At 38.7% G+C, this 13,843-nt stretch carries 11 protein-coding genes and 1 pseudogene; 4 read left to right on the top strand and 8 right to left on the bottom strand.

Features of this window, described 5'->3' with window-relative positions:
* Window positions 1-776: 776 nt before the first annotated feature.
* On the top strand, window positions 777-1,760 hold the full coding sequence (gene glsA, locus G1O98_RS19310) for a glutaminase A (RefSeq protein WP_163930661.1): 984 nt from the start codon (window positions 777-779) through the stop codon (window positions 1,758-1,760).
* 87 nt (window positions 1,761-1,847) lie between these two features.
* Here glsA and G1O98_RS19305 read toward each other — a convergent pair whose 3' ends face one another.
* From G1O98_RS19305 to G1O98_RS40765, 5 genes and pseudogenes are all read right to left on the bottom strand, one after another.
* A complete protein-coding gene (locus G1O98_RS19305; protein ID WP_202985803.1) occupies window positions 1,848-2,732 on the bottom strand; it encodes a nucleotidyltransferase domain-containing protein in 885 nt (294 codons plus the stop codon).
* A 102-nt stretch (window positions 2,733-2,834) separates the two neighbouring features.
* Window positions 2,835-3,650: a DUF1838 domain-containing protein gene (locus G1O98_RS19300; protein WP_163930659.1), complete on the bottom strand. Its 816-nt coding sequence runs from the start codon at window positions 3,648-3,650 to the stop codon at window positions 2,835-2,837.
* A gap of 187 nt (window positions 3,651-3,837) precedes the next feature.
* Window positions 3,838-5,022, bottom strand: coding sequence for an AbrB family transcriptional regulator (locus G1O98_RS19295; protein WP_163930657.1), 1,185 nt, complete (start codon window positions 5,020-5,022; stop codon window positions 3,838-3,840).
* 863 nt (window positions 5,023-5,885) lie between these two features.
* Window positions 5,886-6,614: pseudogene (locus G1O98_RS40065) on the bottom strand (serine hydrolase domain-containing protein).
* A complete protein-coding gene (locus G1O98_RS40765) occupies window positions 6,563-7,048 on the bottom strand; it encodes a serine hydrolase domain-containing protein (RefSeq protein WP_163930653.1) in 486 nt (161 codons plus the stop codon). The pseudogene G1O98_RS40065 and the gene G1O98_RS40765 overlap by 52 nt, the downstream one beginning before the upstream one ends.
* Before the next feature lie 151 nt (window positions 7,049-7,199).
* On the opposite strand from G1O98_RS40765, the gene fdhD reads away from it, so the two are divergent.
* Window positions 7,200-8,033: a formate dehydrogenase accessory sulfurtransferase FdhD gene (gene fdhD, locus G1O98_RS19275; RefSeq protein WP_163930651.1), complete on the top strand. Its 834-nt coding sequence runs from the start codon at window positions 7,200-7,202 to the stop codon at window positions 8,031-8,033.
* A gap of 273 nt (window positions 8,034-8,306) precedes the next feature.
* On the opposite strand, the gene pnuC is transcribed toward fdhD, so the two are convergent.
* Window positions 8,307-8,894, bottom strand: a complete 588-nt coding sequence (gene pnuC / locus G1O98_RS19270) for a nicotinamide riboside transporter PnuC (protein ID WP_163930649.1) — start codon at window positions 8,892-8,894, stop codon at window positions 8,307-8,309.
* Window positions 8,895-8,962: 68 nt separating this feature from the next.
* A complete protein-coding gene (locus tag G1O98_RS19265) occupies window positions 8,963-9,988 on the bottom strand; it encodes an AAA family ATPase (RefSeq protein WP_163930647.1) in 1,026 nt (341 codons plus the stop codon).
* Between the two features lie 150 nt (window positions 9,989-10,138).
* Between G1O98_RS19265 and G1O98_RS19260 the strand changes: the two genes are divergently transcribed.
* Complete coding sequence (locus tag G1O98_RS19260) at window positions 10,139-10,300, top strand: hypothetical protein (protein ID WP_163930646.1); 162 nt, start codon at window positions 10,139-10,141, stop codon at window positions 10,298-10,300.
* Between the two features lie 271 nt (window positions 10,301-10,571).
* Window positions 10,572-11,900: a hypothetical protein gene (locus G1O98_RS19255; protein ID WP_163930644.1), complete on the top strand. Its 1,329-nt coding sequence runs from the start codon at window positions 10,572-10,574 to the stop codon at window positions 11,898-11,900.
* A 2-nt stretch (window positions 11,901-11,902) separates the two neighbouring features.
* On the opposite strand, the gene G1O98_RS19250 is transcribed toward G1O98_RS19255, so the two are convergent.
* On the bottom strand, window positions 11,903-12,073 hold the full coding sequence (locus G1O98_RS19250) for a hypothetical protein (protein WP_163930642.1): 171 nt from the start codon (window positions 12,071-12,073) through the stop codon (window positions 11,903-11,905).
* Window positions 12,074-13,843: the final 1,770 nt, after the last annotated feature.

Below are 13,843 nucleotides of genomic sequence, written 5' to 3'. Positions count from 1 at the left end.
GTTATTTATAACTCGCAACAGACTAACACGAACCTTTTGGCTTGGGGATCAGGGTTTTAGCGTAATTATCGACTGCTTAATCAAATTAAAGTTCCAAATTTAAGGTTGAAACCTTTCTCAAGGGCGGACTTTGGCTATGTAACGCTTTTTTCTGCAACTCAAAAATTTCTTAAAAAAACTTTACGCTTGTTGCACCCCAAAGTGACGACACCCTATTGACTTCTGTTCTAAAGGCTCATTACTATTCGTGTATTCTAGATAACATGTATTTTCACTATTTCCTATAAGAAGATAATATAACTTTAATTAAATGGCATCGGCATAAATACTTAAAATCGTTTATTTAATTAAATATTTAGATTTCCCTATGAATAAGTCGTGATATGAGTTACATCTACAATAATTATGCAAATTAGTTTGAGTTTAAGATGTTTTTTCTACTTAGATTAATCATGACTTTTATTCCCCATAAGTAAACGTAGATGAGTGATTAATATTACCTTTAATTACCGTATTACTGAGTATAAAATAAAGAAGGATACTCAACCTAATATTTTTTGTGATTAATGATAAAAAAATTAGAAAATCTTCGCGATCGCTTATAAATCAATTTTTGGTTGTATCAAAAAGAACAATAGCTATTTTTGGTACTAAGTAATTGTTCAAAGATGATTTTTTAGAGCAAGCTAGCTTTTTCAAAATCTTTGCGGCTGTAAGTATGTACGCCTGCACCCCTACTATATATAGTGAGTATTTTGGGGAGTGCTATCAGCGTGATGACAAGCCAAGTAAATCAGAGAGATTTAGAAATAGATTCATCGCCATTATTAGCTGTTCTTCAGGAATTGCATTCTCAGTACAAGTTCCTGCAAGAGGGTGCAGTAGCTAAATATATTCCAGAATTGGCAAAGGTAAACCCGGATTTGTTCAGCATTTGCATTGTCACAGTAGATGGTCAGATTTACAAAGTTGGCGATTACGACCAACTTTTTACCATTCAGTCGATTTCTAAAGTATTTGCTTATGGACTTGCCTTAGAAGATCATGGACTGGATTACGTTTTAACAAGAGTTGGCGTAGAACCGACAGGCGATGCATTTAACGCGATCGTTTTAGATGAGCAATCGAAGCGACCTTATAACCCAATGGTAAACGCTGGTGCGATCGCAACCACTAGCTTAATCAAAGGTTCTGGCCCAACAGAACGTCTTAACCGAATGCTGGATATGTACAAGCGATATATTGGCCGGGACGTGTTCGTTGACATTTCAGTTTTTACCTCAGAACGCAGTACCGGACATCGCAACCGTGCAATGGCGCATCTGATGCTCAACTTTGGCATGATTGACCGGAATATTGAAGAGTCGCTGGATCTTTATTTCCAGCAGTGTGCTGTGATAGTGAATTGCGAAGACTTAGCAGTGATGGCGGCTACTCTAGCTAACAAAGGTATGAACCCCATCACCAAAGAACAGGCGGTAGATAAGCGTTACATCAAAGATATTCTGAGTGTGATGTACACCTGCGGAATGTACAACTTTGCAGGTGAGTGGGCTTACAAAATTGGTCTTCCGGCAAAAAGCGGAGTTTGTGGTGGGATTATCGCGGTTGTACCCAATAAGATGGGTATTGGGGTTTTTTCACCCCTGCTAGATGTGCGTGGTAATAGTGTGCGCGGGGTGAAGGTGTGTGAAGAACTTTCCCAACGGTTAGGTTTACATCTATTTGATTGTTCAGGTTCAGACGCGAAATTTGATTAAAGAAGGCAGATTGTGCAGCGTGTCGTAAGACAAGGTAGGAAGCAGGAGGTTTCATCTCAGTTGGAGATTGGAACCTAGAGTTTTGCGCTATTTGAAGTCATTTATTACTTTTTCTAAATACTTTGTGGAAGCAACTTCTGCTTGAGAGCGGATAATTAACTCTGGCATTGTTAATGTAGAGCGAAGCTGGCAGTACAAGCGAATGGTATGTTGAAGCGATCGCGCAATTTCTTCTTGATCATGTTTAGCGGGAATAGTCTGACGAAAATCGTTCAAGTAAGACGGAATTTCCCTTTCCAGATTTCTTACACCGCGTGCAAGCAGCCCAGATTGCACCTTAGCTAATGGGGCTAGAACTTGCCCACGCAGAAAAGAAAGAAAATCAATGACTTCAAAAAGTTCACCTCTTCCTAATTTAGTTGCACCATAGTGTACCCACACCCAAAAGCGGTCTTCAATCCACTGTGGGTCAAAGGGTGGATAGTCCCGCGGGTTCTCTGAAACAACTAAGGTTAGTAGATTTCCCCGCTCCCATAGAATAATCGGATTTTCTACGCGGTCTGTTTGAAAATCTTTTAAAAGCAAAAACTTCAAATCGACGTGTACAAGAGGACTGTCATACAGACAGATTAATAATCTGGGTTCGCCAACGTGTTCACCAGTAAAAGCTGCCAGCAATTTTCCCAGTCTGCTGGCTAAAAGCTGACGCTCTTTTAAAACTTGCTGATAATGAACATCATCTACAACAATAATGAGATCGAGGTCTGAGTACTCATCCATTTCTCTACTCAAATAGGAACCACCGATGGCTACACCTAGCAAGCGGTCATCTGTCTTCAACTTTGCGAGAATCTGCTCTAAAAGCTTTCGTTGGGGTTCGGGAACAGCCATACTATTTCCAATTTCATTAGCGATCGCAAAATAACTATATATATAGTCAGATATAGCGGTTCCCGCATGGGTAAGGTACAAAAAGAAATAATAGATACTGGTAGGGGCGCACAGCTAGCTGTGCGCCTATGGTCAAATTTTAAATTATCTCTCTTCGCATGTTCATCCAACTTTCTAGCTAGTTTACAATTCTTCTGCTTGGGTAAGCGGGAAGATTTCACCAGCTAAATAAGACTGAAAGTGCTTTTGAAAGTACAACCAGGAAGTCATATCTTCCCCATCTATCAATGCTTTTGGGGCTTGTTTATATAGAGGAATACGGTTATTAATTTCGTCTTGCAGCAGTGGGGGCAGTTCTGTTAAACCATTGACTTTGCTGCCAACAGCACTGTAGATTAGTTGACCGGGGCGATCGCCCATTTTCATCCAGGGAAGCCATTGACCAATCCGATCCCAACTCAGTTTGAGTTCAGAAACTGAGGGAAGCGCTGAGTTGAATAAATCTGCGGTTGGCACAGTCAATTTAAACAATTCTGCCGCCTGATAAATTGGATTTGGGCTGTATTCGGCAAATTTGGGATCGTCTGCTAGGGGATTGGGGTAATAGGGAAATATGTCAAAAACGAAGGTTGTGCTGTCACCATCTACTTGTGCAGGAAAATTTCCCTCAAACTTACCCTGCACTGGATTATTGGCAACGTGGATTACCGGAACTGTCTCGTTTGTCCAAGGATTCTCCCATTTGCGTAAGACTTCATCGGTTTTTGGGTTGAGGTAGTAAGTCAGTTCTCTAGAAGTAAAATCCCAGCTACCCTCTGCTGTGGGAATACATCGGCTAACGCTCAATCCCAGCATTTTAAACAGGAGTTGTCTTTTCTCGCCGGGGATAAAGGCATAAATCTTACCTTTCCAAATCAGGAAAGTGGATTCGCTAGGGTCGAGGGAAGAACGAGTTTTAACCCAGTGCTGCGCTTCAAGTTCTTGAATTTGAGCAACCATCTAAAGTATCCTTAGTGTTTGGATAACAAAAGGATAAGCTAACCAGCATTAAAGTTGCATTTTTGTCATTTGTCATTTGTCATTTGTCAAAAACTAATGCCCCATACTTCCCTACGGGATGCTGTGCTTCTCCAAAGGAGTATGACTGCTCTCAGTACCAATACCCAATACCCAATACCTTCATTAATTAAACTGATTCAGAAAGTTGCTCATCCAGACGGCGAAACAAAAACACCCAAAGAGGTAGGGAACTGTTAATCGCAATTAGTCGCACTAAATGACCAGTTGTGACAATTTCAACATTATGATTCAATGCCAGGGAAACCAAGATCATTTCTGCCGATCCTCCTGGTGCTGTGACTAGCAAACAGGTTAACCAGTCCCAAGAGGTGAATTGCATCGCAAGTATAGCAGCGATCGCTCCGGCGATGAGAGTCATCCCTACAGACATCAAGGCATAGCCAACAGTCCGCTTCTGAAAGTTGGGTTTGTCTCCCCAATACTCACCAATGGTAATTCCCAGAAGCATTTGACCCAATAAGTTAATTAAAGGCGGTGGACTAAAACTAATATCACCCACAAAAGGCAGCCAATGTAGCAGAGGATTAAACCCGATACCAATTAACAATGCACCAAAGAAATCGCCGGCAGGAATTTTAAATAATATAGCTGGATAAACTACTAATGCAGTGATTAGGAGTATTAACAAGAGTAATTCTAGTTGAGATGGATCGAGATTGAGCCAATCCGCGTTGATTGGGAGTGTTTGCGGGTAGTAATTACCAGCTGATGTCTTAGCGATGAAGGGGATCAAAACAACTACTGAAGTGACGCGAATCGCCTGAACTAGGGCAACTAAGCTGACATTTTTATTGTAATCGGCAGCGATCGCTGCCATAATTCCGACACCACCAGGAACAGTAGCCAGCATTGCTGTCAATAGGTTAGTTTTGCTGAGGCGGGCATACATATAACCAATACAACTTCCACTTAGCAGCAGAAACAAGGTCAGAAAAATAAATATGGGAATACCAGAAGCAACACTAGCTAGATTACCGTGGGTATTGGAAGCGCCGACAGTTAAGCCTACAAGTGCCATTCCCACTTTTCTAGCAGTGCGGTTAGGTTGAGGATAATATTGATAAAAAATTCGACACCCTTGAAGAACTACTGTACCAGCAGCAATCCCGCCAAATATCCAGGCAATCCTGCCAATTTGGAACTTGGCGAGGAGTAAACCCAGAGGTAATGCCAGAAGCATTTCCAAGACAAGGACAATTAATTGCTTCGTAAATAGCTGTTGTTTGGTAACAACAGGATTTTCATGGGTGTGTTCTTCTAGGCTGGGAGCAACACTTACGCTTTGATTCATCAATACAAGCTTTTTTATTAATTTAACTTATGTACTAAAGCTAACGCGATCGCACAACATAAATAGAGTCTATCAAGCCAAGTTTACTAGGATCGTAGTAAGCACTTTAGCGTTCAAATCAATCATTAAAGTCCTGACTAGGAAGTTATTCATCTATTAAAGTTAGTTTAGTGGACTACTAGATGTAAATTTACCGCGTGTTGCCTTCAAACAAAAATACCTATAGAGAGAGCATAAGGGCACAATGAGAGAGCGGAGTATATGTACGGCTGGACAAAAGCCGAGGTTTTAGGACATTAATTATTGAAATGATAAATAAATACGCCTGGGTTAAGGATAATCGTAGGTTGGCTTGAGCAAAGAAACCCAACAATTAACTCTTAATGTTGGGTTCCGTTCTTTAAGCCAACTTACACAGTTTAAAGTTTTTATGGCTAACTGAACCGTATTGAATGATAAATAAATATAGTGTTATAGGACTCATATTTGATTGCGTGAAAAAACTCCGTATAACTCAAAAAGCCTTATTTCCTATTGCCTTCTTACACAAGATAGTTATTCAAATCAAGTAAATGTGAGCATATACTTTTTTTAATTTTCTCTCGGACTTGATATTCTTTTAGTCCTAACTAACACGAGAGCTTCTCTATAAAAAACTTCTACCCAATTTCTTGAGCTATAAGTGTCAACTATCCATTGTGGTGTGACAATTGATGAAGAAACATGAGCTTTTTTCAACGTGAAAGCTATGCAAGTTTTGCATTATACCCTTTTTACTCTCCTCTTTTGTTTAAGTCCCGATAAGGGTTTTAGCCTAGTTCATTAATATTACATAGTTTGATTTTATTGTGCCAACTTACTTGTTATTCATTACTAATAACCTCTAAACCTGTCCTAGCTATTGATTTAATATCAACACCCTGATCGTTTAGCAGCACTACTATAGTGGTATTTTGATTGGGGAGATATGCCAGCAATGTTGTGAAACCATAAGCTATACCACTATGGCCAATTGCTGTTTCCAAAGGAGATGAGAACCGTTCTACACCTAACCCATAACTATAGCTTTCACCATTATCTTTAAATTTCAGCATTTATTTCATCATCTTCGAGGAAAGTAAGCTTTTTTTGACAAATAACGCTTTAGCAAACTTGGCTAAATCCTCTGCTGTTGAAATCAATCCACCATCTCCTAAACCGTTGCCATCATTGACTTCGGCGTAGCTATCTAGCTTACCATCCTTATTGCGATCGCTATAACCTGTAGCTACTTCTCCAATTGTCGGTTCGCGCAATTCTGTAAAGGTGTGTTTTAATCCTAATGGTTTTAAAATCTGAGTGCGGATTGCTTGTGCGAGAGTTTCTCTAGTTAGATTTTCAACGATCAGTTCTAAAAGAATGTAGTTGCAATCAGTATAAATAAATTTTTCTCCAGGATTTGCCTGCGGTTGTTCCTGGTACATATACTGCATAGCTTCTCTGGCTGTCCAAGGCTGTGATCGGCTTCTTTTGGCAGTAGCTTGAATAAACTCTTTTGTATTCAGGTATTCAGCAACACCACTGGTATGGTTGAGTAGTTGACGAACTGTAATTTTGTCGCTGTTGACAATATGAGGAGTGATGCGATCGCGCGATCTAATTCGATCTTCCTTTGCTCCACTAATTTCAGCACAACCACCGCCATAAAAGTTTTACTCATACTGGCAATGGAAAAGCCATCTGTGCGTTTCATCGGAGTTTTAGTTGACAAGTTATTGACACCAGATGCTCCCACCCAAGAACCTTGAGGTGTAGAAATATACATTACTGCGCCAGGGATTTTTTCTTCTGCAACTATCTCATTTAAAAGTGTCTGTAACTGAGAACTTTTTCCAACGATGGAGGTAGATGTGACTTGTTTAGCAAAAGATTTTTCAATTACTCTTTGACTAATGTTATTACTCAATAAATATCCTGCAAAACCAAGGGAAATCACAAAGACTATTGCAAATAAAGTTTTTCTGAAAGTCAAAAATATTAGGTTCATTTTACTTCCTAAATAGAAACCTACCCGATTTAGATCGACTGCACAAAGTAGTTAGTGAGAATCAAAGAGACATCTGATATACAAATAGCATTACTCTATTCCCAGATTAGTATCAAAATTTCGATTTACCAACTCTTACATAAATTTGACAATGCCAACTAAAAGCAAAACCAAAGCCACTGTTTGGGTAGTGGAAAAAGGTCAAGTACGGCCTCGTTTAGATCATCTCACTACTGAGGAACCTTTAGAAATTCGTCTTGTTCCTTTCCAGAAGACGGTAGCTGTAACAATGCGGACACCTGGTGCAGATTTTGAACTAGCAGCTGGTTTCCTCTACAGTGAAGGAGTCGTTAGCCGCAGAGAAGATATCCGACGTATAAGCTACTGCGTTGATGAATTAGTAGATGGTGAGCAACGCCATAATATTGTAAATGTAGAATTGCGGGATGGGTTGATTCCAGATTTACAGCCTTTGGAGCGTCATTTTTATACTAGTAGCGCCTGTGGGGTGTGTGGTAAAGCTAGCCTTGAGGCTTTGCGTCTGCGAGGATGTCCAGTGATTCCTTCTGGCCCGACAGTAACACCTGAGATCGTATACAGCCTACCTGATAAGCTCCGGGCTGCTCAAGGTATCTTCACAGCTACAGGAGGTTTGCACGCTGCGGCTATCTTCGATACTCAAGGCAATTTGTTAAATCTGTGGGAGGATGTTGGACGACACAATGCTTTGGATAAATTGATTGGTACAGCTTTTCTCAGTGACGAATTACCTTTAAATAATTGTATTGTGCTGGTAAGTGGACGCTCTAGTTTTGAGATTTTGCAAAAGTCTACAACTGCTGGAGTTCCCATTGTTTGTTCTGTTTCTGCTCCCAGCAGTTTGGCGGTATCTGTAGCCAAAGAATTCGGGATTACCTTAATTGGATTTCTGCGCGGAGAACGATTTAATATTTACACTGGTTTGCAAAGAATTAACGCTGTTTAAGAACACTTTTATAGTGGCGTAGCGAGGCTAAATTGTTGCAAAAAAAATGTAGGTTTGGTTGAGGTTTTTTGATGAAAATTCTAAATCACAAAGACGCGATAAATCGCCGTCTCTACAATAATCAGTATTTTGTAGAGACGGCTATGAATAGCGTTCCTTATCTTAACCGATCCGATCAATGTTGGGTTTCGCGTTGCTCAACCCAACCTACATCTAATGGACTATTTTAGCTGTGTCATGCCACTACGAAATAGAAAATATATACAGGGGTTTTTAATCCTGTATTTTAGCTGTCTTTAGCCAAGATATTGAACCGTTAATTGCTATAAATAGCAAAATTACATAAAGAAAAGCAATAAGTTTAACTTCTTTAACGTAGTACAACCAAATACCAATAACATCAACGATGATCCAGTAATACCAGCTTTCAATCCTTTTTTGCACCATGAGCCACATAGCAGTAAAACTCATGATTGTTGTGAGTGCATCTAAGTAAGGAAAAGAAGCTTTTTCTAGAAATATTGCAGGGAGTAATAGGTGAATTTGACTCATCAAAGCTCCCGTTGCAAACGAAATTGCTATTGTGATTGCCGCAATCAAAACAATTTTACGCGGTGGACTATATCGAATCAGCAAAACTTTACCATAATCAGGTGTACTCCATCGCCACCAGCCATATACACTAACAACTAAATAGTAGATTTGTTCTAAAAAATCCGAATACAAACGGATTTGATAGAAAAGTGCCATATATAGCAATACACTTACTATCCCAACAGGCCAAGTCAGAATTTTTCTTTGAGAAATTAGCCACGCCGACCATAAATAAAAGACCGTTCCCAAGAGTTCTATGTAGCTCATGGGATATCCTATCAGATTGAAAGCTATAGTATTTACACTCCAAAATTCCAGCATATTGATGCACTTTATCAAATAATTTTATTGAAAAATAGCTCTCCTAAGTTGGTATACTTCTGGTAACAAGACAATACTTTTTTAACAATACTAATACGTGTCATGAGGTCGCCAGACAAGCGAAAAAATGGAATTTTTCTCACAATTAAATCGCTCTCAATTTGTTTTTGAAATATGCTACGGTTTGCTTCTCCAGAGCGATCCCAGGTATCATCGTAGGGTATATCTAGATCGCAAAAAAACACTAAATCATAGCGCGATATGGCTTGATGGGCAAGTTCTGCTAACTCTAGGGCGACAGTTTTGTGGTAACACAACGAGAATTGATAGGTTGTCAAGGCATTGGTATCTGTAAATAAGTACTGGTTTGCTTGCAATAATAAGGCTTCTTCACGTTCTAAATGCCCTTTGGCAATCTCCACAAGTTGCAAGAGCGAAAGTCGTCTGTTGATTTGATTTTTTTCCCAATACTCGCGCCCGTACTCCGGCATCCATACAGTGTTGTACTCTTTAGCTAATTGTGATGCAATGGTGGTTTTACCAGTTGAAGGAGCGCCCAGAAAAACAATGTTAGCGATCAGATCGCGGTATACATCAGGATGTAAATACTCCCGCAATGCGTAAGTGTCTGTTCTGACTTGCGTTCCTGAAATTGGAAAAATTTTGCGATCGCAATCCACAAGTCGATTAACTGCTCCTAGTGCCTGGCTTACGTGTTCGCCGTAAAATTCACTACAGTAAAAGTGAGTAATTTTTTTTGATTCCAGTTGTTTCAGGATGTAATCTTCATGCATTTTCTTAATCTCAGGAGTGTCCCCAACCTCAGTTGGGCCATCCCAAGCTTCAATCACCTGGATTTGGGGATAAATTTTCCGCAGCCAGTTTGCTCGAACGGTTAAAGGAATCGCAGTCACCTCTGGACACTCATAAATCATCACCAGCACTTCATCCATCTCTGCTAAAGCAGTTTCAATTACCAATTGATGCCCTTTGTGGAGAGGTGCGTATTTGCCTAGCGTGAGTCCGCATTTACCAGCCATAATTTTGACTTTCCTTAGCTTTATATTTGAATTACACTAATGTCTATTTAAAAAACTTGGAAACATTGGACTTATAACTTTTGGTTGATGAGCTTGTTAGTTAATTAGATGAAAATTTTGCTGTAATTTATAAAATATTAAGCAAAAAATATGTCCAAGATCGCAATTATTGACTTGCAGCCTGACAATCAAGTTGAAGAACGTGAAGTGTCTGAGGCAGTTATGGCGGTAGTCATTGGAGGAATTCAAGTTAAGCTTCTAGGTAATAATATTCTGGATGCGACATTCAAGGGTTTTACATTGACGATTTAAATTTGGCAACATATCGCTTGGGGAAGGGGTAAATTCAAACCTTTTCCCCTTAATCCAAAGAAGTTACTTACATAGTAGTAATAATAAATACCTTTTATGGTGTGTGACTGCCGCTATGCAATCACACAAAAAGACAAAGGTGCCGGTTCCTTTCTCTTGATCCTCTCTTTGGCGGAGGTATTATTTTTCAGACAAATTTTTTAATATACGGAATGACTCAAGTATGGTTACACTACCGACATAGTAATCACTGTTGGTGGAATACCGAGCGATGTATAAAAATCTTAAAAGATTTACTGCTATTTTTCTGTTGGTCTTTCTGTTGATTGTTTCTATCAACTTTGTAGTAATTGCTCAAAATAGTTCAGATGGCCCTTCTGTAAATTTTGCATCGCCTCAGATATGTTCAGTGCCTCCTGGTCTGAAAACTCAACAAGTCATTGCCGACAATGGTCGTAATCTAGTTAAGATGGGCGATCGCATCAGGGTAAGAGTTGAAGGATTATCAGCAGCAATCAAAAATACAACGGCTAATGCCAGCAATTCATTTGATCCTCGACAATTAGTGTTGTACCTGGATGGTTATGAACTAGAGGATGTTCACGGAGAACCAGTCATCGTCATGGTTCCGGGTAAAGATCAACAAAAAATTGTTGATGATAATTGGTTAGCTTTTCGGCTTGAACGTACCGATTCGTCTCAAGCTGCATGGAATACGCTTCTTAGCCAGACAAATAGATACAGTATTAACGTAATAGCGGGGGTAGGCTGTCCCAGAAAACTGGCGATTCCGGTGAGCAATCCTCTATCACCTCCTCAATTAAAAATAGTTCTGTTATCGTGGCGATTTTGGCTGTGTCTGCTTCTAGTGCTGTCTATTATATTAATATTTATTAGATATTGCCGAAGCACTCTTCGTAGCCCTGGAATAGAAGGGGTTTACTCTAAAAAAGAGGTGATTGGTAGCCAAGAATTGTTGATTCCAGAAAAGGCGGAACTTGAAAAAGAAGATCGAAAAACCCGAATTGCTCAATTTTTTCTTGGTAGAAAAAAACTAAACAAAAACCCGTTCAGTTTATCGATATCTCAACTTGCTTTTTGGACATTTATCATTTTTGGCTCTTACCTGATTATCTATGGCATAACAGGGGATTATACTAATATTTTGACTCAACAATCACTAATATTATTGGGAATCAATTCTATCACTGCGTTTGGTACTTCCTTAATTGATGGTCAGGGTAATGAGAAAAAGAGAAAAGGTAGTCAACGCATTTCTGAAGGTTTTTTCTATGATATATTATCGGATATTAATGGAGTCAACTTTCACCGCTTCCAAACATTTATTTGGACAGTTGCGATTGGACTTTTCTTTGTTTGGGAGGTCATTAAAAATCTGGCAATGCCGGAATTTGATGAAACACTTTTGACACTACAAGGAATCAGTGCTGCAACATATCTTGGGCTTAGAGGGCAAGAGCAGCATGGTATGACAAAAGAGGTAGAATCTAAAACCATAGAAGATAACGCATCTGAACAACCGTTTCCACCAGCACAAGACAATCCACCAGAGAGTGATTCATCGATTCCTGCTGGTTAACATCACAATCCAAATACCAGCAGTGTAACCTCGACAATTGCTGGTACTACAGTCAAACGCACCAAGTCAGACATATCTAGCAGTGCCAAAAATGCAAATTTAAAGTCATGTTGTTTTTCAGGAAAATTATTTGGACTGATGTCGTCTGAACGCTGCGGAGAGGAAAGATTCACCTATTAACAGAGACTCATCGACGCTCAAATTTGTAGACTCAATCACCACAGCATCCACACTAACTCTATCTCTTTTTTACTTGAGGCGATCGCCTCAAGTAAAATGGAGATCGCCCTATGATAGATTCAATCTCGATTTTATGAGCCATTTTTTGCTCTGCAAATTAATTAACTTAGAAGGTAATGGTTTGAGAAGAACAGGCAGCGACGCTACTAACTTTATAGTTGCATCAGGACAAGAAGCCAATTATAGTTCGATCTTGAATAGTCTATAGTGTAAATCTTATTGTCGCGGAAGTTATAAGAATTTGCACCTTCATTTGTAGTGCTTGAGCCACTTACTCCAATATTTACACTATCACTAAAGTTTTTAATGTAGACGTTATCAACTCCCCCAAATATAGTATCTAATTGCACTAGATATAGGGGATTGCAAAATGTTTCTACATCATCTAGACAAAGGTTAAAAATTACTATTTTAGCCATTAGACTATTTGGTAGTTCAGGATTTTATTGAAAAGCGTTTAACTGTGACTATATGTCCCTTAATCAATCTTTTTAGGCTACAAGACACACACATCTATACACACGAAGCAAAACATCGCGTGATCCTCCTAAATCTCCCTTTACAAAGGGTGATTGTAACATTTATTACCACCCTTAAAAAGGGGGGTGGGGGATCTAAAACCTTTGGGGCAATTCTAAAAGAATTGTATGTACACCGTAGCTTTTTAAGCGAGAGTAACCAGAATTAAAGTCACCCTTAGCAAGGGGGATTCAGAGGTATCTAAAACTTTTGATACTGAAAAGATAACTGTTCAAACATCCTCTTAAATGCGTTTGCCTTAGTGCCCCATCGAACCTACGTACATTACACCAAAATTATTGTAATTTGACCTTGAATAGTCTATGGTATTGAACTTACTATCATTAATGCTATAGCCACCTGTACCTACATGTTTAATGTCTCCTGTACCTGTGCTATTTATATTTACGGAGTCACTGTTATTGGATATATAAATGTACGGGGAACCTCCCCATACAGTAGATACTTCTGTAGGACTTAGATCGTCTTGCAATGCCTTTACACTAATATAGTGTAAACTTAAAACTACTATTTTTGGCATAGTTTTATTTCCTTTCACAATATAAATGTAATTTCATTTTACATGATTAATTAAAACAGGTGTAATCTGATTTTTAAAATCTCTAGGAGTTAAGAAAAAACTATTAATTCGAGCAGCAATTTAGTTTTTTCTCAAATTTGGGATCTTGTTTACCTTCAATTAAAGAACTAAAGTACTGATTAGGGAAAACTCACAGGATTTCTAAAACCCTTGCTGGATAAGAATCTTGATGAAAAAATTGGCTAAATTCTAAAACTCGCAAACCTTTACTATGAAAGGATTATTAGCCTTTAGATGCGTTTACACTAGCGACATGGCTGTAAAGGTTGTCTCTTTCATATTGAAGTTCTCTTGACGTTAAAGCTAGCTAGTAAAGTACTATAACCTATTTTAATTTATTTTTTGTTTAGGCTCTATTAAGACATATTTGGCTTTTTTTTGTCTTAAAATATTAGATTTTTATCTAGTAGTTTTTAATCTACGTTGTCAAACTACCGAGCAATAATTAATACGATAAAAGTGATAAATAATTTATATATTCATCGCTAGTGCAATTCTTTTTGTACGTTTGTATATAGCACAGTTAAAATGCAGAGATTCCTTATACAGCATAGTATTTAATGATAAATAGCAAGTCATTATC

This window comes from Nostoc sp. UIC 10630 (assembly GCF_010747425.1).
Taxonomy (GTDB): domain Bacteria; phylum Cyanobacteriota; class Cyanobacteriia; order Cyanobacteriales; family Nostocaceae; genus Nostoc.
This window is presented reverse-complemented; position numbering and strand designations above follow the sequence as displayed.